The 21,514-nt window shown below is 72.5% G+C and carries 24 protein-coding genes; 17 read left to right on the top strand and 7 right to left on the bottom strand.

Annotated features, from left to right (window positions below; genetic code table 11):
- Positions 1–32: 32 nt before the first annotated feature.
- The 3 genes from ACZ601_RS15110 to ACZ601_RS15120 all read left to right on the top strand — a co-directional run bounded on the left by ACZ601_RS15110 (position 33) and on the right by ACZ601_RS15120 (position 3,206).
- Positions 33–485 (top strand): SRPBCC family protein, encoded by a 453-nt coding sequence (locus ACZ601_RS15110; protein ID WP_440574878.1) that lies wholly within the window; start codon positions 33–35, stop codon positions 483–485.
- Positions 486–604: 119 nt separating this feature from the next.
- Positions 605–2,608, top strand: coding sequence for a hypothetical protein (locus ACZ601_RS15115; RefSeq protein ID WP_469537507.1), 2,004 nt, complete (start codon positions 605–607; stop codon positions 2,606–2,608).
- A gap of 115 nt (positions 2,609–2,723) precedes the next feature.
- Positions 2,724–3,206, top strand: coding sequence for an SRPBCC family protein (locus ACZ601_RS15120; protein WP_469537510.1), 483 nt, complete (start codon positions 2,724–2,726; stop codon positions 3,204–3,206).
- A gap of 46 nt (positions 3,207–3,252) precedes the next feature.
- Here ACZ601_RS15120 and cds1 read toward each other — a convergent pair whose 3' ends face one another.
- Positions 3,253–4,416, bottom strand: coding sequence for an L-cysteine desulfhydrase Cds1 (gene cds1, locus ACZ601_RS15125; RefSeq protein WP_469537513.1), 1,164 nt, complete (start codon positions 4,414–4,416; stop codon positions 3,253–3,255).
- Between the two features lie 229 nt (positions 4,417–4,645).
- Here cds1 and ACZ601_RS15130 point away from each other — a divergent pair, with 229 nt between their 5' ends.
- The 4 genes from ACZ601_RS15130 to ACZ601_RS15145 all read left to right on the top strand — a co-directional run bounded on the left by ACZ601_RS15130 (position 4,646) and on the right by ACZ601_RS15145 (position 7,809).
- The gene (locus ACZ601_RS15130; protein WP_311307291.1) at positions 4,646–4,963 is read left to right on the top strand and encodes a hypothetical protein; all 318 of its coding nucleotides are present in this window, start codon (positions 4,646–4,648) and stop codon (positions 4,961–4,963) included.
- 187 nt (positions 4,964–5,150) lie between these two features.
- Positions 5,151–5,672 (top strand): ATP-binding protein, encoded by a 522-nt coding sequence (locus tag ACZ601_RS15135; protein WP_469537516.1) that lies wholly within the window; start codon positions 5,151–5,153, stop codon positions 5,670–5,672.
- A 113-nt stretch (positions 5,673–5,785) separates the two neighbouring features.
- Positions 5,786–6,595: a MerR family transcriptional regulator gene (locus ACZ601_RS15140; protein ID WP_469537519.1), complete on the top strand. Its 810-nt coding sequence runs from the start codon at positions 5,786–5,788 to the stop codon at positions 6,593–6,595.
- Positions 6,592–7,809: a glycosyltransferase gene (locus ACZ601_RS15145; RefSeq protein ID WP_469537520.1), complete on the top strand. Its 1,218-nt coding sequence runs from the start codon at positions 6,592–6,594 to the stop codon at positions 7,807–7,809. The genes ACZ601_RS15140 and ACZ601_RS15145 overlap by 4 nt, the downstream gene beginning before the upstream one ends.
- Before the next feature lie 44 nt (positions 7,810–7,853).
- On the opposite strand, the gene ACZ601_RS15150 is transcribed toward ACZ601_RS15145, so the two are convergent.
- Entirely contained in the window at positions 7,854–8,144 is a 291-nt protein-coding gene (locus ACZ601_RS15150; RefSeq protein ID WP_469537523.1) for an SHOCT domain-containing protein, read from the bottom strand.
- A 206-nt stretch (positions 8,145–8,350) separates the two neighbouring features.
- Here ACZ601_RS15150 and ACZ601_RS15155 point away from each other — a divergent pair, with 206 nt between their 5' ends.
- From ACZ601_RS15155 to ACZ601_RS15170, 4 genes are read left to right on the top strand one after another with little or no spacing between them, the layout of a single operon-like run.
- The gene (locus ACZ601_RS15155) at positions 8,351–8,920 is read left to right on the top strand and encodes a TetR/AcrR family transcriptional regulator (protein ID WP_469537525.1); all 570 of its coding nucleotides are present in this window, start codon (positions 8,351–8,353) and stop codon (positions 8,918–8,920) included.
- 43 nt (positions 8,921–8,963) lie between these two features.
- Positions 8,964–9,362: a (R)-mandelonitrile lyase gene (locus tag ACZ601_RS15160; protein ID WP_469537528.1), complete on the top strand. Its 399-nt coding sequence runs from the start codon at positions 8,964–8,966 to the stop codon at positions 9,360–9,362.
- Between the two features lie 10 nt (positions 9,363–9,372).
- Positions 9,373–9,954, top strand: coding sequence for a DUF4865 family protein (locus tag ACZ601_RS15165; RefSeq protein ID WP_469537531.1), 582 nt, complete (start codon positions 9,373–9,375; stop codon positions 9,952–9,954).
- Positions 9,948–10,850: a phosphotriesterase family protein gene (locus tag ACZ601_RS15170; protein WP_469537534.1), complete on the top strand. Its 903-nt coding sequence runs from the start codon at positions 9,948–9,950 to the stop codon at positions 10,848–10,850. The genes ACZ601_RS15165 and ACZ601_RS15170 overlap by 7 nt, the downstream gene beginning before the upstream one ends.
- Positions 10,851–10,940: 90 nt before the next feature.
- On the opposite strand, the gene ACZ601_RS15175 is transcribed toward ACZ601_RS15170, so the two are convergent.
- Positions 10,941–12,155, bottom strand: a complete 1,215-nt coding sequence (locus tag ACZ601_RS15175) for an ROK family protein (RefSeq protein WP_440574866.1) — start codon at positions 12,153–12,155, stop codon at positions 10,941–10,943.
- A gap of 122 nt (positions 12,156–12,277) precedes the next feature.
- Here ACZ601_RS15175 and ACZ601_RS15180 point away from each other — a divergent pair, with 122 nt between their 5' ends.
- The 4 genes from ACZ601_RS15180 to ACZ601_RS15195 all read left to right on the top strand — a co-directional run bounded on the left by ACZ601_RS15180 (position 12,278) and on the right by ACZ601_RS15195 (position 15,180).
- Complete coding sequence (locus tag ACZ601_RS15180) at positions 12,278–13,507, top strand: MFS transporter (RefSeq protein ID WP_469537536.1); 1,230 nt, start codon at positions 12,278–12,280, stop codon at positions 13,505–13,507.
- Between the two features lie 67 nt (positions 13,508–13,574).
- The gene (locus tag ACZ601_RS15185; protein ID WP_469537539.1) at positions 13,575–13,955 is read left to right on the top strand and encodes an SCO4225 family membrane protein; all 381 of its coding nucleotides are present in this window, start codon (positions 13,575–13,577) and stop codon (positions 13,953–13,955) included.
- Positions 13,956–13,975: 20 nt separating this feature from the next.
- Positions 13,976–14,737 (top strand): maleylpyruvate isomerase family mycothiol-dependent enzyme, encoded by a 762-nt coding sequence (locus ACZ601_RS15190; RefSeq protein ID WP_469537542.1) that lies wholly within the window; start codon positions 13,976–13,978, stop codon positions 14,735–14,737.
- A gap of 92 nt (positions 14,738–14,829) precedes the next feature.
- A complete protein-coding gene (locus ACZ601_RS15195) occupies positions 14,830–15,180 on the top strand; it encodes a DUF6332 family protein (protein WP_469537545.1) in 351 nt (116 codons plus the stop codon).
- Here the strand turns inward: ACZ601_RS15195 and ACZ601_RS15200 are convergent.
- The 3 genes from ACZ601_RS15200 to ACZ601_RS15210 all read right to left on the bottom strand — a co-directional run bounded on the left by ACZ601_RS15200 (position 15,141) and on the right by ACZ601_RS15210 (position 18,080).
- On the bottom strand, positions 15,141–15,806 hold the full coding sequence (locus ACZ601_RS15200) for a response regulator (RefSeq protein ID WP_469537547.1): 666 nt from the start codon (positions 15,804–15,806) through the stop codon (positions 15,141–15,143). The two genes, ACZ601_RS15195 and ACZ601_RS15200, sit on opposite strands and share 40 nt — an antisense overlap.
- On the bottom strand, positions 15,803–17,167 hold the full coding sequence (locus ACZ601_RS15205; RefSeq protein ID WP_469537550.1) for a sensor histidine kinase: 1,365 nt from the start codon (positions 17,165–17,167) through the stop codon (positions 15,803–15,805). Before ACZ601_RS15205 ends, ACZ601_RS15200 begins: the two co-directional genes overlap by 4 nt.
- Before the next feature lie 154 nt (positions 17,168–17,321).
- Positions 17,322–18,080 (bottom strand): TetR/AcrR family transcriptional regulator, encoded by a 759-nt coding sequence (locus ACZ601_RS15210; RefSeq protein WP_469537553.1) that lies wholly within the window; start codon positions 18,078–18,080, stop codon positions 17,322–17,324.
- 127 nt (positions 18,081–18,207) lie between these two features.
- Between ACZ601_RS15210 and ACZ601_RS15215 the strand changes: the two genes are divergently transcribed.
- On the top strand, positions 18,208–18,660 hold the full coding sequence (locus ACZ601_RS15215) for a nitroreductase/quinone reductase family protein (RefSeq protein WP_469537556.1): 453 nt from the start codon (positions 18,208–18,210) through the stop codon (positions 18,658–18,660).
- Between the two features lie 46 nt (positions 18,661–18,706).
- Here the strand turns inward: ACZ601_RS15215 and ACZ601_RS15220 are convergent, their stop codons facing one another.
- Positions 18,707–19,924, bottom strand: a complete 1,218-nt coding sequence (locus ACZ601_RS15220) for a geranylgeranyl reductase family protein (RefSeq protein ID WP_469537559.1) — start codon at positions 19,922–19,924, stop codon at positions 18,707–18,709.
- Between the two features lie 183 nt (positions 19,925–20,107).
- On the opposite strand from ACZ601_RS15220, the gene ACZ601_RS15225 reads away from it, so the two are divergent.
- On the top strand, positions 20,108–21,472 hold the full coding sequence (locus ACZ601_RS15225; protein WP_469537561.1) for a M20/M25/M40 family metallo-hydrolase: 1,365 nt from the start codon (positions 20,108–20,110) through the stop codon (positions 21,470–21,472).
- Positions 21,473–21,514: the final 42 nt, after the last annotated feature.

The raw sequence follows: 21,514 nt of genomic DNA on the forward strand, positions 1-21,514 counted from the left end.
GCGGGAGGCCCGGCAGGCTCTAGGATCGTGTGGTGGCCGTCTTCCGGATCGAGCGCTTCACCCCACTGCCCGCAGCCGAGTCCTGGCGCCGGGTGACGGACTGGGAACGGCACGCCGCGCAGGTCCCGCTGACCACGATCACGGTGCCCGCGGGGACAGCGACCCGGGCCGGGACGGTCTTCGTGGCACGCACCGGAATCGGTCCGCTGGCGTTCGACGATCCGATGGAAGTGGTCCGGTGGTCACCGCCGTCCGGCAGCCGGGCGGGGATGTGCCGTCTGGAGAAGCGTGGCCGGGTGGTGCTGGGCCGGGCGTCGATCGACGTGTACCCCACTCATGCCGGCTCCCATGTGGTGTGGGTGGAGGAGCTGAGCGTGCGGCTGCTGCCGAGGTGGGGTGATCCGCTGATCTCCGGGGCGGGGCGGCGGATCTTCGGCCGGGTGCTCGACTCGATGCTCGACCGGCCGGCGCGGGACTGCAAGTGACCGGTGGCCGGATCCGTACGGTGCTGACGGGTGCCCTGAGCAGGTGATGTGACCGTCACACGATCGAGTCGTTTGTCGGTGTGACGGTTTCCGCCCACGGCTCAGGAAGCATCGAATTCATGCCGATCCACCAACCGCAGCAGCGGTCCTCCGGCAGCAGCGAACGCCCCGGCGTCCCGCAGGCCGAGGCCGCGCTCGTGGAGCACTACCCGCGTCTCGTCCGGCTCGCCTATCTGGTGCTGCCGCCCGCCCTCGGCCGGCATCGCCGGGTGCTGGCCGCCCACGCCGCTGTGCAGCGCGCCCTGCCCGGGGCGGGCAGGGCGCCCGAGGCTCCGGCGCCCGCCCGGGTTGCGGCACAGACCCGCGGCGCCTCCCCCGCGCCCGCTCCTGACGACGGTGTGACCTCGGCCTACGCCTGGATGCGGTTGCGTGTCCTGCACACCGCGCTGGCCCACGAGCGGCGGCCGCGCTGGTGGCCGGGACGACTGCCGGCACCGGCCGCGCTGCGCCCCTCGCTCCCGGCGGTCTGGGGCCTGCGGCTCTTCCCGCGGGCCGGCGGAGCGGCCGAACTGGCGCTGGACCAGGAGCTGTCGACGGTGTCGGCGGCTGTCAGGGCGGCGTTCGCGCTGCGGCTGCTGGAGGAGCTCGACGAGCCGGAGGCGCAGTCCCTGCTGGCCCGCGCCGATGCGCGGGACCCGGCGAGCGCGGTACGGGCGGCCAGGCGGCTCGGGACCGGTGACCGTGCCGGGGCCGGGGCGCTGCTGAGGTCCGGGGAGTTCGATCCGTGCGTGCTCCAGACGCGGCCGAGCGATCTGCTGCGACGCCGGCACCGGATGCGGGTGGTGGCGGGCGTCGCCGCGCTGTGCGTGGTGGCGGGCGGCGTGGTCGCGCTGGCAGAGGAGGGCTCCGCTGTCCGTCTCCCCGACGCCGGGAGCACGCTCGCCCCCGCCCTCGATCCGGCGGCGCTGCTGCGTACCGCGGCGGAGGAGTGGGCGGACACCTCCCGCGTCGACTTCACCGCGTGGCCGGCCCGGGGGGACCGCACCGACGACCGGGCGCTGCTCGGCCGGGCGCTGTCGGCCTGGGGCCGTACCCCGAGGGGAACCTCGGTCTCGACCACCCCTGGGGCGCTCGCGGTGCCCCCCGCCCAGCCGCCTCGGCTGCTGTACGCCGGTGAGGTGGACGGCGCCGCCGTGGTGCTGTTCCACGACGGCGGGGTACGGGTGGTGCGCTACGCGGAGCCGCTGTCCGGGACCGGGGCCCCGGCCCTGGACTTCGCCCGGACCGATGACGCGGATGTGACGACGGGTGCGGCCGTGGTCGTCAGCCGCGGCGGGGGCCGTGCCCGCTTTCTGCTGGCGCCCTGGATCGCGCAGTCCACGACCCGCGATCTGCTGCGGCCGGACACTCCGGCGCGGGCGCTGAAGGTGGGGGCGGACGGTGTGACGGACCCCGTCCCGCGTCCCTCACCGGAGGGCGGCTGCGACTCCTGGCCGGTGATGCAGCTACGGTCCTCGGAGCGCATCGTGGAGAAGCACGCGTTCCTCGTCACCGACCTGGGCGATCTCGCCCCGGTTCACCTCACTTTCACGCCGAAACCCGGCGGCGGCGCTCCCGCACGGCAGCCCAGGGAGGCGACGGGCGGCCCCGCACTGCTGAGCTGGGCGCGCACCGCGTGCTCGCTGCGCGCGCTGGGCGGCACCGGTGTGCGGGCGGTCAACAACTGGGACTTCGCCGAGCAGCGCCTCCCGGAGGGCGGCGCCCCGGCGCAGTGGGTCTGCACCCGGGCCGACACCTGGCAGGGGCCAGGACGCGTGCTGGTGCAGTTCCTGGGACCTGATCCGTCGACGACCGCCCCGGCGACCGTGGTGGGCGACCAGCGCGACACGGCGCTGTGCAGCCGGTTCGGTCAGCACGTCCTGGGCGGCACGCACTGGAAGGCGCCCTCGGGGCGATGGTACGTGCTGGCAGCGGGAAGCCGTGCGGTCGACCGGATCCAGGCCACCGGCGCGGTCCGCGCGTCGGCCTCCGGTACGACGCTCGCGGTGCGGGCGCCGCGCGACGCCTCGGTGGAACTGAAGGCCCGGCTCCGGGAGGGCGGTTCGCTCACAGCGGTGCGCTGACCCGGCCCGCGTACGGCCGGCCGGGTCGGCTCCGGTACCGCAGAGGACAACTGACAGCATGTCAGCTATGGTGGCGGCGGCCCGTCCGCCGCCGACCGCACGGGAGGTGCGTTCCATGGCACGCCGACTCCGCTCCGTGGACCTCGACTTCGTCGGGGCCGCACCGCTGAGACTGGTCTTCGCCGCCGAGGTGGCCGCGCCGCCCGACGCCGTGTACCGCGCCCTGGCCGATGACGTCGAGGGCTGGCCCTGCTGGTTCACCCAGCTGACGTCGGCGCGGCCGGTCGACGCGGGCGCCGGGCGCGAGGTGCGGCTCCGGGGCGGGGTCAGGTTCCGGGAGACGGTCGTCGCGGCCGAGCCCGGCAGCCGGTACGCGTACCGGATCGACGACTCCAACGCCCCTGGTCTGCACGCCCTGGTGGAGGAGTGGCTGCTGACCCCGTCCGGTGCCGGCACCCGGGTGCAGTGGACCTTCGCCGCCGACGGGTCCGCACTGTTCCGGTTCACGATGCGGCGGGCCCGGCCTGCGGTGGGCAAATCGTTCAGCGACGCCGTGCGCAACCTCGGCCGACGGCTCTCCGGACCGGCCGGGGCCTGAGCGGGGCGGCGGCCCGGAGCTCGCGGCGGGTACGGCCTCCCGTGGATCAGCCCTCGCTCCCGTGCGGGCCGGGCCAGCTGCCGGTGCTCAGGAAGTGGTCGATGGTCCGGGCGTAGGGCGTGATGTCCAGGCCCTGTGCGGCCAGCCAGGAGTCGGAGTAGTACTTGTCGAGGTAGCGGTCACCGGGGTCGCAGATCAGCGTGACGATGCTGCCGGTGACGCCCTGCGCGAGCATCTCCGCGACCAGCTTGAAGGCGCTCCACAGCCCCGTCCCGGTGGAGCCGCCGGCCTTGCGGCCGATGGACCGCTCCAGCGCGCGCACGGCCGCGACCGTCGCCGCGTCCGGGACCTTCATCATCCGGTCGATGGCTCCCGGGACGAAGCTCGGCTCCATCCGGGGTCTGCCGATGCCCTCGATGCGCGATCCGCAGTCGCTGGTGGCCAGCGGGTCGTGATGGGTCCAGCCGTCGAAGAAGCAGGAGTTCTCCGGGTCGGGCACACAGATCCGGGTGTCGTGCTGCATGTAGTGCACGTACCGCGCGATGGTCGCGGAGGTGCCGCCGGTCCCCGCCGTGGCGACGATCCAGGCGGGCTCCGGGTACCGCTCCAGCCGCAGCTGCTGGTAGATCGACTCCGCGATGTTGTTGTTGCCGCGCCAGTCCGTGGCCCGCTCGGCATAGGTGAACTGGTCCATGTAGTGGCCGCCGGACTCCGCCGCGAGCCTGGCGGACTCCTCGTACAGCCTGCGCGAGTCGTCCACGAAGTGGCAGCGGCCGCCGTGGAATTCGATGAGCCGGCACTTCTCGGGACTGGTGGTGCGGGGCATCACGGCGATGAACGGCACCCCGATCAGCTTGGCGAAGTACGCCTCCGAGACGGCGGTCGAACCGCTGGACGCCTCGATCACCGGCCGTCCGGGACGGATCCAGCCGTTGCAGAGTCCGTAGAGGAAGAGCGAGCGCGCCAGCCGGTGTTTGAGACTGCCGGTGGGGTGCGTCGACTCGTCCTTGAGGTAGAGGTCGATGCCCCAGCTCTCGGGCAGCGGGAAGCGCAGCAGATGCGTGTCGGCCGAGCGGTTGGCGTCGGCCTGGACCTTGCGTACGGCTTCTTTGAGCCAGGCCCGGTACGCCAGGTCGGTGCGGTCGATGTCGACGGTCGCCACCGCTTCGCCGTCGTGTCTGTGCTCACTTCTGTGCTCACTCGTGTCCATCAGCGCGCTTCTCCTCGTACGACCGGTCTCGGCGCGCCCCACGATATGCCCCCTACCTGCACAAACATTGACTTTGATACTCCATAGCCCTGCCTTGGTGTTGCGGGCGGGGCGCTTGCGGGAGCCGTCGCGGCGCGAATGCGTCTTTGCGCCCCGCCCCGGTCTGGTGCAGCCGGTCCGGGTTGTGCACACTTTCATTCGGGGGCGTGACGAAGGGGGCGAAGGGGCCATGTCCGAAACGGAGTTCAGTGAGACAGGCGTACGGATCGACCGGTGGGCGCGCTCGCTCTCACGGGCCGGGCAGGTGACCGTCAAGGACGGCCGGCTGGCGCTGCTGACCAGCTACGGCCGGGAGATCGACAGCGCACCGGTCGGGACGGTGAGCACGGGCAGAGCGTGGTTCTCCGGCGCGGACGCGACGGTGGCACGGGTCAACGGGACGCGGTACCGGCTGACGATGCCGCGCCGCCCGGACAAGCCGGACGAGGCCGGTCCCGCGCGCCGGTTCCTCGAAGCGCTGCGCGGGGCGGCGGCCGCGCACGGCTGACGGAGCGGTGCCACGGGGACACCGCGAGTTGCGGAGCCGGAACCCCTGAGCGACATTGGAGTCACGTCACTCATGGTTTACCGGCGGTCACACTGTGATCCAGGCCGCCGGCCCGGAATCAGCGGTCAGCCATCTGCTGGATCCGTCCCTTCGTCTTCTTCCGGACCTATTTCGGGGAGTCGCAGCCGTGATCAGCGAGCCAAGCAGGCACTGCACGGTGGAGCTCCAGGCCCTGCCGTCGCGGATCGGTCAGGTCCGCAGAATCATCTCGGCGCAGTTGCGCTACTGGCATCTCGATCCCCTGATCGACCAGGCAGCGCTGGGCGTCACGGAACTCCTGACCAATGTCCACCGGCATGCACAGCCGGACAAGTCATGCACCGTCGAGGTCGAGTTGCTGCTCGAACGGCTGACGGTGTCCGTCCACGACCACGACCCACGGCTGCCGACCGTGCGCGAGGCCGACGACTCCAGTACATCGGGGCGCGGACTCGCACTGATCGCCGCGGTCAGCGAGAGCTGGGGTGTCCGTCCCCGGGGCGGAGCCGGAAAGATCGTCTGGTTCACCCTTCCGGCCCCCTCCCTGTTCACCGTCCAGCCACCGCATTCGGTGTACGGGGCGACGACCGACGGACCGTTCGAACTGAGCGGCATCATGTCGCCGGAGGGTGTGCAGCCCTCGGTGGCACGGTCCGTGTCGGTCGGCTGACACAGCAGGAGCGGGGCGCCTCCCGGGGCGTCCCGCCTCTGCCGTGGTGAGAGCGGATTTGACCCTCCCCTTACGTCAGGCTCAAGACTGCCGGGCGACGAAGGGGCTGGTACATGAGTTACTCGGTGGGACAGGTCTCGGCTCTTGTCGGGGTGACGGTGCGGACACTGCACCACTACGACAAGACGGCGCTGCTCTCGCCCAGCGGCCGCAGCGGCGCCGGCTACCGGGTCTACAGCGACGGCGACCTGGCGCGTCTCCAGCAGATCCTCTTCTATCGCGAACTCGGCTTCTCCCTCGACGAGATCGCCGCGATCCTGAAGGATCCCCGGGCGAGCGTCCTGGAGCACCTGAGGTCCCGGCAGCGGCAGCTCGGCGAGGAGATCACCAGGCTCCAGCACCTGGCCGAGGTGGCGGAGCGGGCCATCGAGGTCCAGCAGACCGGTGTGGCGCTGACTCCGGAGGAACGGTTCGAGGTCTTCGGGGAGATCACCTTCGACCTCAGCTACGCCGCGGAGGCCGAGCGGAAGTGGGCGCACTCGGACGGACAGCGTGAGGCGATGTCACGTGCTGCCGCCCACACCAAGGACGACTGGCGGCAGCTCATGCGGGAGGCCGGTGCCTGGCGCGCGGAGTTGCTCGCCGCCTTCGACGACGGGGAACCGAGCGACGGCGAGCGGGCCATGGACCTCGCGGAGGAGCACCGTCTGCACACCTCACGCTGGTTCACCTCCTGCCCGCCCGGAATGCACCGGCGCATCGCGGACGACTTCGTGGCCGACCCCCGCGCCTTCGCGCTCGTCGTACCGGCGTCGCAGCAACGCCCCGGCCTGTCCGCGTACGTGCGCAAGGCCGTGCACGCCAACGCGGACCACCACCCGGCCGGCCCCGACGCCCGCACCGGCTCGCGGGACTGCCGATGAGAATCCTGATCGCCGCGGCCGGATCGCGGGGCGACATCGCCCCGTACACGGGCCTGGGCGCCGAACTGCGCCGGGCCGGTTACGACGTCACCCTCGCCGCCACCGACGCCTTCGCCTCTCTCGTACGGGACGCCGGGCTGGAGTTCCGCAGCCTCGCCACCGGCCCGGAGGCGGCCGGCGGTGGCGGCACCGACCGCCGCGAACTCATGCGCACCGCAGCGGCGTTCATCACCGGACTGGGCCAGGGGCTCGCCGACGCGATGGCCGACGGCACGGATCTGCTCCTGCTCTCGACCACGACGGCCCCGCTCGGCTGGCACCTCGCCGAGGCCACCGGCACCCCGAGCCTGGGCGTATACCTTCAGCCCACCGCACCGACCGGCGACTTCCCGCCCGTCGTCACGGGTTCCCGCTCGCTGGGCAGGCTCGCCAACCGGACCTCCGGCCGCTTCGCCCTCCGCATGGCCGACCGTGTCTACGCGGGCGCCGCCGCGGAGCTGCGCCGGAGCCTCCAGCTGCCCCCGGTCGCCGCGTCCGCGATGCGCAGAAGGCAGGACCGGGCCGGCTGGCCCGTCCTGCACGGTTTCAGCACGGCACTGGTGCCCCGCCCCTCCGACTGGCGCGCCGGCCTGGACGTCGTGGGCAACTGGTGGCCCGCTCTCGACCCGGCAGAGCGGCTGTCCGCCGATCTGGAGGACTTCCTGCGCGCCGGTCCCCCGCCCGTGCTCATCGGCTTCGGGAGCATGGCGGGCGGTGACGGGGAGCGGCTGAGCGACATCGCCGTGCGCGCCCTGCGCCGTGCGGGGCTGCGCGGCATCCTGCAAGCCGGCAGCGCGGGTCTGGCGGCCACCGGTGACGACGTCCTCGCGATCGGGGACGCACCGCATGCCCTGCTCTTTCCCCGGCTGGCGGCGGTGGTCCACCACGCCGGCGCCGGCACGTCGGCTGCCGCGTTGCGTGCGGGAGTCCCCGCGGTCACGGTTCCGGTGACCGCGGACCAGCCCTTCTGGGCCGCACGGCTGGCCGCACTGGGCGCCGCGACCGAGCCCGTCCCCTTCCGGTCCCTCACCGAGGAAAAGCTCGCGGGCTCACTCGGCCACGTCGTCGGACAGGGGAAATACGCCCGCGCCGCTGCGGGAGCGGCGCGGCATATGGCGGCGGAGGACGGCGCGGGCCAGGTGCTCAGGTGCGTCCGGCGGCTGACCGGGGCATGAGGCCCGCCCCCTCGGGGCGGCGGGCGAAAACCCTCGGGTGGCGGTCATGCCGGGCCGCCCCTGCCCCGGGTGCCGAACTGCTCGTCGAGGACGGAGAGACGGCGCCAGTACTCGTCCTCGTCGATCTCTCCGGCGGCGAAGCGGCGCCCCACCATGTCGATCGGTGAGGGTTCGATCCGGCTAGCCTGTCCGGCTCTGAGCGGCCGGGGTCCGCGCCCGCTGCGCCACCCGGTGCGTCGTACGACTGTGACGACGCCGAGGACGACGGCCGCCCAGATGAGCGGGAAGAGGAGGATCCACGGTCCGGGTCCTCCGTCGAAGGCCAGGGTGTTCATCTCGGTCAGCTCCTCTGTCGGGGCTCGCGTTCTGCTGTCACCTCCGAGCCTGGCTCCGAGGGTGGGTCCGCGTCGTCGTACGGGCAGCGGCAGTGCACGTACCTCCCCGGGAGTAGACGGCGGGCGGGCGGCTGCTCCCGCCCGCTGCCACGGCTTCCTGATCATCGGCCATGGACTCTGTACCTACTAGTATGTACAGTGCGTTCATGAGCACTCCGGACCGTCTGATCGAAGCCACCCAGGAGCTCCTGTGGGAGCGCGGATACGTGGGCACCAGCCCCAAGGCCATCCAGCAGCGGGCCGACGCGGGCCAGGGCAGCATGTACCACCACTTCAGCGGGAAGCCCGAGCTGGCTCTCGCCGCCATCCGGCGTACGTCCGCCGAGATGCGCGAAACGGCGGGCCGCACCTTCGACGGGCCCGGCTCCGCGTACGAGCGCATCTCGCGCTATCTGCTGCGTGAGCGCGATGTGCTGCGGGGCTGCCCGGTGGGACGGCTGACGATGGACCCGGACGTCATCGTGAGCGACGAACTGCGCTCCCCCGTCGACGAGACGATCGGGTGGCTGCGCGGCAGGCTGGCCACGATCGTCCAGGAGGGCCTGGAGCGGGGCGAGTTCACCCGTGACCTGGTGCCTGACGATGTCGCGGCGACGATCGTCGCGACGGTGCAGGGCGGCTACGTGCTGGCCCGCGCCTCCGGCTCGACGGACGCCTTCGACGCCGCCGTCCGGGGACTGCTCACACTGCTCGCCCCTGCCACGGACGCCGCCTGACCATCCGTCACGCCTGACCGACCGCCCAAGGAGCACTCCGCACATGCGCATCACCAGGAATCGCCCGGACACGCAGGCCGGACCGCCCGAGCACTTCAACGGCAGCGTCTGGCTCGACGAGTTCGCGGCGCCCGAACCGCCTTCCCTGCTCAGGATGTTCAGCGTGCACTTCGCTCCGGGCGGGCACACCGCCTGGCACACCCACCCGCACGGCCAGGTTCTCCATGTCACCGAGGGCGAGGGCCTGGTGCAGCGCCGGGGTGGTCCGGTGGAGTCGATCAGGGCGGGTGACACGGTGTGGATCGAGCCGGACGAATGGCACTGGCACGGTGCCGCGCCCCGCACCTGCATGACCCATCTGGCCCTGGTCGAGGCAGCCGAGGACGGCTCCACCATCCACTGGCACCCCGACGCCGGCGTCGCCGAATACCCGGCGGCCTGAGGAGCAGACGATGCACGCCATGCAGTACGAGATCACCCTTCCCGCCGACTACGACATGGGCATCATCCGGGACCGGGTAGCGGCCAAGGGCCACCTCCTGGACGACTTCCCCGGCCTCGGAATCAAGGCCTACCTGATCCGGGAGCGCGGCAAGGACTCGCCGGTCAACCAGTACGCGCCGTTCTACCTGTGGTCGAGACCCGAAGGCATGAACTCCTTCCTCTGGGGCCCCGGATTCCAGGGCGTCGTACGGGACTTCGGGCGCCCCGAGGTGCGGCACTGGACAGGGCTGTCGTTCGCGCGGGACGCCTCGTCGGCCGCGCTCCCCCGCTCGGCCACCCGGCGCCGCGAACCCGTTCCCGAGTCAGCCGCCCCGGCGGACGCGGTCGAAGCCGCGCTGGCGGAGAGCCGTCGGCTCGCGAAGGCGCCCGGCGCCGTCGTCACGGCGCTCGCCGTGGACCCCCGCCACTGGGAGCTGGTCCACTTCACGCTCTGGGACGGTCCCGCGCCCGAGGAGCCCGGCGAGCGCTTCGAGGTGCTCCACGTCAGCCGGCCGGGACTCGAAGACCTCGGGGAGGGGCGACAGTGGTAGCCATGGTCCGCACCGTTCTCGGGGATGTCCCCGCCGGGGAACTGGGTGTGTGCGACGCCCACGACCACCTCTTCATCCGCAGCCCCATGCTGCCGGGACAGGAACTGGCCGATCCGGAGGACGCCGCCCGACGGCTCGGCTCCTTCCGGGAGTTGGGCGGCCGCACGGTGGTGCAGTGGACGCCGCACGGGATGGGACGCGGAGCCGGATCGCTGGCCGCGCTCTCCCGTTCGGCGGGCGTCCACGTGGTGGCGGCCACCGGGCTGCACCAGGCGGCGCAGTATCCGCCCGCGCTGCTGGACAGCATCCGGGACCGGCTCGCCCCGCTCTTCGTCGCGGAGATCACGGAGGGCATCGGCTCCACCGGGGTACGGGCGGGGCTCATCAAGGTCGCCGGGGCCTTCCACGCGGTGGACGCGCACGCCCGGCTCACCATGACGGCGGCGGCCGAGGCGCACCACCGCACGGGTGCGCCGATCGCCGTCCATCTGGAGCTGGGCACCGCCGCGCTCGATGTGCTCGATCTGCTCTGCGGGGAGCTGGGCGTCGCGCCGCAGCGGGTGATCCTCGGGCATCTGGGCCGCTCACCGGACGGTGCCGTGCAGCGGGAGGCGGCGCGGGCGGGGGCGTTCCTCGCCTTCGACGGTCCGTCCCGGGCCAACCACGCGACGGACTGGCGGCTGCCCGAGGAGCTGGCGGCGCTGGCCGAGGCCGGATTCGGCGGGCAGTTGCTGCTGGGCGGCGACACCACCGTGCCGGAGACGCCGGGCATGCCGTACCTGCTGCGCCGGCTGCGTCCGCGCCTGGAGGAGGCCCTGGGGGCGGAGTTCATGGCGGCGGCGCTGGTCGGCAACCCTGCGCGGGCGTTCGCGTTCGAACCGGTCCGGGAGGCTTGAGGGCCGGCGGGGCGCGGCCTTCACCGCCCGTCCCACGGGCCCGTCCCCTCGGTCGCATCCCCCCCGTCGCGTTCCCCCTGTCGCGTCTTCTCAGGCGAGTGCGACCAGGGGGTCGTCCAGCACCGGCTGCCAGGCCAGCTCCGCCGCGCCGACCAGGCTGTTGTGGTCGAGGGTGCAGGGCAGGATCGGCACACTGCCGCTGCGCCCCCACAGACTGCGGTCGGCGACCACGGCCCGCAGCCGTTCCGGGTCGGCGTCGAGCAGCGCGCGGTGCAGTCCGCCGAGGATGATCCGGTCCGGGTTGAGGATGTTGACCAGCCCGGCGAGACCCAGCCCCAGCCGGTCGATCAGCTCCTCTGCCGCGACGCGCACCGCCATGTCGTCGTACTCGTTGCGCAGCAGGTCCCCGGACTGCTTGAGGAGCGACTCCTCGGGGCCGGGACGGCGCCCGGCGGCGGTGAGGAAGGCGAGCGGGTCGGTCTCGACGTCGAGGCAGCCACGGCCGCCGCAGTGGCAGGGCCGGCCCTCCGGGTTGACCGTGAGGTGGCCGACCTCCAGGGCCAGCCCCGAACTCCCGCTGTGCAGGCGGCCGTCCAGGACGAGCGCCCCGCCGACGCCGCGGTGGCCCGTGGCCACGCAGAGCAGATGCTGGGCGCCGCGCCCGGCTCCGTGCCGGTGCTCGGCGAGCGCGGCGAGGTTGACGTCGTTGCCGGTGAACGCCGGTCCCTCGATGCCCGCTTCGCGGACACATGTGGCAAAGATCTCGCGGACCGGGGCGCCCGCCGGCCAGGCGATGTGGAGGGGGTTGAGGGCGGTGCCCTCCGGCTCAGCCACCGCGGACGGCACGGCGAGTCCGGCCCCCACGCACCGCAGCCCGCTGTCCCGCAGCAACCGGGCGCAGTCGTCGACGACTTCACCGATGACCTGCGCCGGGTCCGCGGTGATGGTGACGCAGCCAGGGGCGGTCGCGATCAGGCGGCCGCCCAGTCCGACCAGCGCCGCCCGGAAGCCGTCCGAGTGGACCTGGGCCGCGACGGCCACCGGCCCGGACTCCCGCACCGCCAGCCGGTGCGAGGGGCGCCCCTGCGAGCCCGCCGCGGAGCCGGGCCTGGAGTCCACCCTGATCAGGCCGAGCGCCTCCAGCTCGGCGGCGACCGCGCCCGCCGTGGCGCGGGTGACGCCGAGCTCGGAGGTGAGGACCGCACGGGTGGGCGCGCGTCCGGTATGGACCAGTTCCAGCGCGGGGCCCAGCGCGCTGCGGCCCCTCTCCAACTTCGTCCGGGTGTGGGTCACCTTGCCGTTCATGGGGGCGAGTCTCCCATGATCCGGAGGTGTTGCCGACGCCGCGGTGGCCGGGTTCGGCCCCTGTGCGATGCCCGTCGGCAGCCGTCTTGCGCCCGCTGTCCGCAGGCCTCTATGCTGAGTTTGTGCCGCAACTAAACAAACTGCGGACGGCCCTGCCGGGGGGACCGGGCGGCAACCCCGCCCCACCCTCGTCCTCCCGTCTCCGTACCGCGCTGACCGTGTTCTTCGCCCTCGACGGGTTCATCTTCGCCGGCTGGGTGGTCCGTATCCCGGCCATCAAGCACCAGACCGGCGCCTCTGCCGCCACCCTCGGCCTCGCGCTCCTCGGTGTGTCCGCCGGAGCCGTGATCACCATGATGCTCACCGGCAGGCTCTGCGACCGCTTCGGCAGCCATACGGTGACCGTGGTCTGCGGAGTCCTGCTCCCGCTCAGCATCGCGCTGCCCGCACAGACCCACTCCGCACTCTCACTCGGCCTGGTGCTGCTGGTGTTCGGCGCCGCGTACGGCGGGATGAACGTGGCGATGAACAGCGCGGCGGTGGATCTCGTCAACGCGCTGCGGCGCCCCGTGATGCCCAGCTTCCACGCCGCGTTCAGCCTCGGCGGCATGGTCGGTGCCGGGCTCGGCGGACTGGTCGCGGGCGGTCTCTCCCCCTCCGCGCATCTGCTGATCCTGACCGGTTTCGGACTGCTCGTGACCGCCTTCGCGGGCCCCGTACTGCTGCGGCACACCGTCGCGAAGCCCGCGCCGGAGGCGGCCGCGAGCAGCGAGGGCCCCAAACGCCTGGGCGGGCGGGCCCGCCGCGTGGTGCTCCTCTTCGGCATGATCGCGCTCTGCACGGCTTACGGCGAGGGCGCCCTGGCCGACTGGGGCGCGCTCCACCTGGAGCAGGACCTGCACGCCCACCCCGGGATCGCGGCGGCGGGCTACTCCCTGTTCGCCCTGGCCATGACGGCGGGCCGGCTCAGCGGTACGGCACTGCTCGAACGGCTCGGCCAGACCCGGACCCTGGTCGCGGGCGGCGGCACCGCCGCGGCGGGCATGCTGCTCGGCGCGCTCGCTCCGACCACCTGGCTCGCGCTGCTCGGGTTCGCGATCACCGGGCTCGGGCTGGCCAATATCTTCCCCGTGGCGGTCAGCAGGGCCGGTGAGCTGGCGGGTCCCGGCGGGGTGGCCGCGGCCTCGACGCTCGGCTACGGCGGAATGCTCCTCGGACCGCCCGCGATCGGGTTCCTCACCGACTGGTTCTCGCTGCCCGCGGCCCTCACCACCGTGACCCTCCTGGCGGCCGCGGCGGCGGCGCTGGGGTACGCGGCCCGCAATGTGTCGCATACCGTCACGAGTGAGTAGCCGTACTCAGGCAGAAACGGTTCCCCGGACACACGATGGAGAGGTCAGCCACCAAAGGGGAGCAACGATGAACAAGCCGGTTACGACCACGCAGCACCTCCGCACAGTCGCGCGCCTGACCTTCGGCAACGCCGCGTCACTGATCTATCTGGGCGTGGTCGCGGCCACCGCCGTGTTCGTCACGGTGGACACGCTGTTCGTCACCCACGAGGACGCCTCGTTCTCCGGAGTCTGGCTCTTCTTCCTGGCCGCCCCCACCGTGTTCCTCTTCCTCCTCCTCGACAGCACCTTGTGGGGAGCGGATTCGGCCGGGCCCGACTGGTACATGTACCTGGCCCTGATCGTGTCCGTGCTCGTGCAGTCGTTCGTCCTCGGCTGGTTCGTACGTCTGCTGCGCGGCGGCTCGGGGCGGACGCGCTCGCGCTCGGCCCACCCGCAGGGCGCCTGACCGCTGGCACAATTCCTGCCATGGACATCGCGGAACACATCAACACCCTGGCCGAAGAAGGCCGGTTGCTGGCCGAGGCCGCCACGGAGGCCGGGACCGGCGCGCCCGTGCCGACCTGCCCGGACTGGCAGGTGCGGGATCTGCTGCGGCACACCGCGATGGTGCACGCCTGGGCGACCGCCTTCGTGACCGAGGGGCACACCACATACGTCCCCGGCCCCGCCGAACCGGACCTGGACGGGCCGGAACTGCTCGACCGGTTCCGCGCGGGGCACCGCCGGCTGGTGGACGCCCTGTCGGGCGCGTCGTCGGACGTGCGGTGCTGGACCTTCTTCGCCGCGCCCTCGCCACTCGCCTTCTGGGCGCGGCGGCAGGCCCACGAGACGGCCGTCCACCGGGTCGACGCGGAGTCCGCACGGGGCGGCGCACTGTCCCCAGTGGCGGCCGCGCACGCCGCGGACGGCGTCGACGAGCTGCTCCGCGGCTTCCACGCCCGCCCGAAGACCCGGCTGCGCACCGAAGTGCCCCGCACACTGCGGGTGCGGGCCACCGACACCGGCGCGGTGTGGACCGTGGAGCTCTCGGCGGATCCGCCGCGAACCGTACGCGCGACCGGAGCACCGACGGACCACGCCACGAACCACTCCGTGGACTGCGAGTTCAGCGGCACGGCCCGGGACCTGTACCTCTCGCTCTGGAACCGGATACCGCTCACCGCCCTCACCGTGACCGGTGACCCCGCTCTCGCCCGGCTGTGGCACGAGAAATCAGCGGTCAACTGATCCTGGTCCAGGGCCCGCAACCGCCGCTGAGAGCGTGCTTCACGCCGGAGACGGGGTTGTCCGCCTGTCACCTGGGCTGTGACACTTCGGACATGGGACACCGAAGCCAGGCCGACCGGGACGCCATGACCGTCGAGATCGGTTTCGCCGCGCTGACCGGGGCCGTGATGGCCGCCGGGGCCTTCGTCGTGGTCTGCGTCCCCACCGCCTTCCTCCCGCCGCACAGCGGCCCGCGGTCGGTGCTGCTGATGGTCGCGTCGGGCGTGGCGGGGCTCGTCTTCATGGGGCGGGTCATCGACGTGCTGTGGCGGTTCGGCCGCCCGGACTCCGCTGTGGAGCTCGGCCCCGCAGGTCCGGCGAACGGTGCGGCAGGTAGTGCCGGATATGGTCCGGCAGCGCCGGTTCAGCCCAGCCAGCCGGGACGAACGAGCCCCGACTCGTAGGCGAGCACGACCAGTTGGGCACGGTCGCGGGCACCGAGCTTCACCATGGTCCGGCTCACATGGGTCTTGGCCGTGAGCGGGCTGACGACGAGCCTGCGGGCGATCTCCTCGTTGGAGAGCCCTATGCCTACCAGGGCCATCACCTCCCGTTCCCGTTCGGTCAGTTCACTCAGGCCGGTAGCCGCCACGGGTTCCTTGGAACGGGCCGCGAACTCCGCGATCAGCCGGCGGGTGACGCCCGGTGACAGCAGCGCGTCACCGGCGACCACCGCACGGACGGCCCGCAGCAGCTCTTCCGGTTCGGTGTCCTTCACCAGGAAACCGGAGGCTCCTGAGCGGATCGCCTCGAAGACGTACTCGTCGAGTTCGAAGGTGGTGAGCATGACCACCTTCACCTCGTTCAGCACGGGGTCCCCGGTGATGGCGCGGGTCGCGGCGAGGCCGTCGAGACGCGGCATCCGGATGTCCATCAGCACGGTGTCCGGCCGCAGTTCGCGCACCAGCCGGACGGCCTCCTCGCCGTCGGCCGCCTCGCCCGCCACCTCGATGTCCGGCTGGGCGTCCAGGAGGGCCCGGAATCCCGCCCGGACCAGCAACTGGTCATCGGCGAGCAGTACCCGAATCACGGTGTCTCCTTCTCGTGCGGGGGCGCCCCGCCGGTCGCCCCGGCCGGCAGCGGAAGTTCGGCTCGCACCCGCCAGCCGCCGTCGGGCCGGGTACCCGCCTCGATCGTGCCACCGAGCGCCGCGGCCCGCTCCCGCATGCCCGCCAGTCCGTTGCCGCTGCCCCCGGCGTCGGTGCCGGTGGCGGGTCCCCGGTCGTCGATCCGGAGCCGGATGCGGCCGGGCCCGTACCCGATCGCGACCTCCGCGGTACGCGAACCGGAGTGCCGCACCACATTCGTCAGCGCCTCCTGCACGATCCGGAACGCGGCCAGGTCCGCGCCGGGCGGCACGGCGCCGCGCGTGCCGTCCGTCGTGACGGTGACGGTCAGGCCGGTGCTCGCGGCCTGCTCCACCAGCTCGGGCAGTCTGTCGAGTCCGGGAGCCGGCGCCCTTGGCGCGTCCCCCGGGGTGCGAAGCGTGTCGAGAACCTGCCTGACCTCACCGAGCGCCTCCTTGCTGGCGGCCTTGATGGTGGTGAGCGCCGTGCGGGCCTGCTCGGGGTCGGAGTCGAGCAGGGCGAGGCCGACCCCGGCCTGGACGTTGATGACGGAGATGCTGTGGGCGAGGACGTCGTGCAGCTCCCGGGCCATCCGCAGGCGCTCTTCGTCGGCCCGCCGCCTCTCCGCGGCAGCCCGTTCCATTCGCTGCGCCGCCCACTGCTCGCGGCGCACCCGGACGAACTCCGCGGCGGCGACGATCGCCACGACCCAGGCGGCGACCGCGACTTCCTGCCCCCAGGGCGGAGCCGAGTCGCCCGGGGGAGGGAGCCACCGGTAGAGCCAGTGGGCGACCAGCAGATGCCCCAGCCACACCATGCCGACGGCCGACCACGCGGCCCGGCGATGCCCGGCGACGACGGCGCTGAAGCAGCCCACGGCGACAGCCAGGAAGACCGGCCCGTACGGATAACCGGCACCGAGATAGACCATCGCCGCGGCCGAACTCACGAAGACGGCCACGACGGGGTGCCGGTGGCGCACCAGCAGCACGGCCACCGAGACGAGGAGCAGAAGCCGGGCGAAGAGGTCCAGCGGGGCCTTCTCGCCGAGCTGGCCGTGGGCCGCGATGCTCGACCCGACCATGACGACGACGCCGAGCAGCAGTGTCGACACCCACGGCAGGCGAGCGGCGGAGCTCCCCCGTGCTCCGGTCAGCCAGCGCGGCGGCCCTCCGCGGCTCCAGGGCGTGCCGGGCGCATGGGGACCCGCAGGCCGACCGGCCCGCCCGGCGCCCGGCACGCCGTGCGCCCACGGCCGTCGCCGCGACGGCCCGCCCCGGTCGCCCGGGGGACCGCCGCTTTCCTGTGAGCGCTGCTCTTCCATGCCGGTCACGCTAGACCGAGGGCCACCCCGGGGGCGTCCGCCGGGCGTGGCGATCACCCGTACTCCCTGTGGAGTACGGCGAACGGGGACGGCGGGGACGGAACAGCCGGGGCGGGGGCAGTCGGGCGGGGCACAGCCGGGGCGGGGTGCAGGCTCAGCGCCGTGCCCGGCCGCCCTGTCGCGCCGGGCCCGCCGTGCCGCGCGCCGCCGTGCTCAGCAGGCCGACCGTGCGGCCCAGCTCCTCGACGGCCTGGCCGAAGAAGGCCGCCCTGGCCTCGACCACCCGGTCGAACTGGCCGAAGACCTCGAACGACACCAGCCCGAACAACTGCGCCCAGGCGGCGACGATCGGTGGGACGACGGCTGGGGGCAGCCCGGGGGCCAGGTCTGCGGCGAGCCGTTCGGCTTCGGGGCGCAGCTCCTCGGTGAGCGGCGGCAGAGCGAGCCCCACCTCGCGGTGGGCGTCCTCGACAACGGCGACGAGGACGAGGCCGACGCGCGACGCGGGGGCGATGGTGACCTGCGGCGCCGTATAGCCGGGCACCGGCGAACCGTAGATCAGGGCGTACTCGTGGGGGTGCACCAGCGCCCAGTCGCGAACGGCGCAGGCGACCGCGACCCAGCGGGCGAGATGCGCGACGGACGCGGAACCGTCCGGGGCGGCGGTCCGGTGGGCGCTCTCCGCGACCTCCCCCACGGAGTCGTAGGCATCGACGATCAGGGCCGTGAGCAGTTCGTCGCGGCTGGGGAAATAGCGGTAGAGGGCGGAGGAGACCATGCCGAGCTCCCGTGCCACCGCGCGCAGCGAGAGCTTGGCCGCTCCTTCGGCGGCGAGCTGCCTGCGCGCTTCGTCCTTGATGGCGGCGGTGACCTCGATACGGGCCCGTTCCCTGGCTCCTCTGATGGCGCTCATGGGCCACATCCTGCCACGCGATCAGAGCGGCGACCAATATCGAGAGCACTGCTCTTGCTTTCGAGCACCACTCTCGTGCACACTGATCTCAAGCGAGAGCACCGCTCTCCCAACAGTGGGGGTCACCATGTCGCAGGCTTACTACCTTCAGGGAAGCCCGCTCACCGTCCGCCTGAACAGCTTCGTCGGCCGGCTCGCCCGGCACGGAGTCAGTCTGCTCGGTACCCAGGAGTTGTCGGTCCGCGGACGCAAGAGCGGCCGGATGCAGCGCATCCCCGTGAATCCTCACAAGCACGAGGGCGCTCAGTACCTGGTCTCGGCACGCGGCCACTCTCAGTGGGTGCGCAACATGCGGGCCGCGGGCGGCGGTGAACTGCGCAAGGGCCGCAGCAATAGCGCCTTCACCGCCGTGGAGATCGCGGACGACGAGCAGAAGGTGATCGTGGTCCGCGCCTACCTGAAGCGCTGGGGCTGGGAGGTCAATCAGTATTTCCAGGGCATCACGGCGAAGTCGACGGATGCCGAGCTCCTCGCGGCCTGCCCCGACCACCCCGTTTTCCGGATCACCGTCGAGGACTGACCGGACGGCCGGCCCCGACGGTTCTCCTCCCCCGCACCCGCGACGGCTATGTGCGGTCCATGGTCGACAGCGCCCGCTGCGCCAGCGGATGCGAACGGACCAGTTCGGCCAGCGAAGTCGTTCCCCGGGTGATCCCCGCGAACGCGTTCCACGCCGGGCGGAATCCCGTCAGCACCGCGTGCAGCAGACCCGGGCGGCGCTCGAAGAGCTTCAGCATCCGCCGTCCCACGCCCATCTCGACACCCAGCCCGGCCTTGATGGCGAAGGCGTAGTTGAGCGCCTGGCGGCGGGCGTCCACCGCGTCGTGCGACTCCGCGACCCGGACCGCCCACTCCCCGGCGAGCCGCCCGGAACGCAGCGCGAACGAGATTCCCTCGCGGGTCCACGGCTCCAGCAGACCCGCCGCGTCACCGCAGACGAGCACCCGGCCGCGCGAGAGCGGCGAGTCGTCGCTGCGGCAGCGCGTCAGATGGCCGGAGGAGATCTTCGGCTCGAAGCCGGCCAGGCCAAGCCGCGCGACGAAGTCCTCCAGGTACCGCTTCGTTCCGCCACCGTCGCCGCGCGCCGAGATCACACCGACCGTCAGGGTGTCGCCCTTGGGGAAGACCCAGCCGTAACTGCCCGGCATCGGGCCCCAGTCGATCAGGACCCGGCCGGCCCAGTCCTCCGCGACCGTCTGCGGAACGGGAATCTCCGCCTCCAGGCCGAGGTCCACCTGATCCAGCTTCACCCCGACATGGGCTCCTATCCGCCCGGCACTGCCGTCCGCGCCCACCACCGCGCGGGCCAGGACGGTCTCACCGCCGGACAGCACGACCGCGACCGTGCGCCGGTCGGGCACCGCGGCCCCGTGCTGCTCCACCCGGGACACCGTCGCCCCGGTGCGCAGTTCGGCTCCGGCCTTCTGCGCCTCCTCGACCAGCCCCGCGTCGAACTCGGGGCGGTTGATCAGCCCGAAGAGCATGCGCTTGGAGCGGCGGGTCCGCGAGAGCCTGCCGTTCAGCGAGAACGTGACCGCGTGAATCCGGTCCTGCAACGGCAGTTCGAATCCGGGCGGCAGCGAATCACGTGAATATCCGATGATTCCGCCGCCGCACGTTTTGTAACGGGGCAGTTCCGCCTTCTCCAGCAGCAGCACCCGACGGCCGGCTACCGCCGCCGCGTATGCCGCGGAGGCGCCCGCCGGTCCGGCGCCGACTACGACGACATCCCACACGGACGACTCTTCGTGCTCATGTCCGGCGTCTGCGTTCTCGCTGCTCACGATGTGCTTCTGCTCCCGATCCGACCAGTGGCCCAAGCTGCTCACGGCATCCTACGGCGCGTTCGGGCCGACCCCTGCTGTGGGAGGATCGACCGTGCCTCCGTCGTCACGACAACGCCACGTTCGCGGCGTTCAAGTACGCGGATTCGTAGACATAACGTCGCACCTGCTAGGAGCGTGCCCATGACCGCCCATCCGATTTCCGAAACCATCGCCTCACTGATGCCCCGCGCCAAGGCGGAGCTCACCGAGCTGGTGGCCTTCCAGTCGGTGGCGGATCCCGCGGTGTATCCCAGGAGCGAGTGCGACGCGGCGGCCGAGTGGGTCGCCGGGGCGCTGCGCGAGGAGGACTTCCAGGACGTCGCCCTGCTCGACACCCCGGACGGCAGCAAGGCCGTCTACGGCTTCCTGCCCGGTCCGGCCGGAGCGCCCACCGTGCTGCTCTACGCGCACTACGACGTGCAGCCGCCGCTCGACGAGTCCGCCTGGCTCTCCCCGCCGTTCGAGCTGACCGAACGCGACGGCCGCTGGTTCGGCCGGGGCTCCGCCGACTGCAAGGGCGGCTTCGTCATGCACCTCCTCGCGCTGCGCGCCCTGAAGGCGAACGGCGGGGTACCGGTCTCCGTGAAGGTGATAGCCGAGGGCTCTGAGGAGCAGGGCACCGGCGGCCTGGAACAGTACGCGCAGGCCCATCCGGAGCTGCTCGCCGCGGACACCGTGGTGATCGGCGACACCGGCAACTTCCGCGCCGGTCTGCCGACGGTCACCTCGACCCTGCGCGGGATGACGATGCTGCGGGTGAGTCTCGACACCCTCGAAGGGAACCTGCACTCCGGGCAGTTCGGCGGCGCCGCGCCGGACGCGCTGGCCGCGATGATCCAGCTGCTCGCGTCGCTGCGCGCGGAGGACGGCACGACCACCGTCGACGGCCTGACCACCGACGCGAAGTGGGACGGTCTCCAGTACCCCGAGGCCGACTTCCGCAAGGACGCGAAGGTGCTGGACGGGGTGGAACTGATCGGCACGGGTACGGTCGCCGACCGGATCTGGGCGCGGCCGGCCGTCACGGTGATCGGCATCGACTGCCCGCCGGTCGTCGGCGCGACGCCCTCGGTCCAGTCGGGCGCGCGCGCCCAGATCAGCCTCCGGGTGCCGCCGGGCGGCGACGCCGACGAGGCGACGAAGCTGCTCACCGCACATCTCCTGTCGCGCGCCCCGTGGGGTGCCAGGGTGTCGGTCGAGCAGGTCGGCCAGGGGCAGCCCTTCCGCGCCGACGTCTCCAGCCCGGCGTACACGGCGATGGCGGACGCCATGCGGGTGGCGTATCCGGGCGAGGAGATGCAGTCCTCCGGCATGGGCGGCTCGATCCCGCTCTGCAACGCGCTCGCCGAGCTGTACCCGGAGGCGGAGATCCTGCTGATCGGGCTGAGCGAGCCAGAGGCACAGATCCACGCGGTGAACGAGAGCGTGTCGCCCGAGGAGCTGGAGCGGATGTCGGTGGCAGAGGCGCTGTTCCTGCGGAACTACGCCGCCTCCAAGAAGGCCTGAGCGGGGCACGCGCGGCGCGCACGTACGCGACGGGTGTCCGCC

Source organism: Streptomyces sp. NPDC104307 (assembly GCF_055584045.1).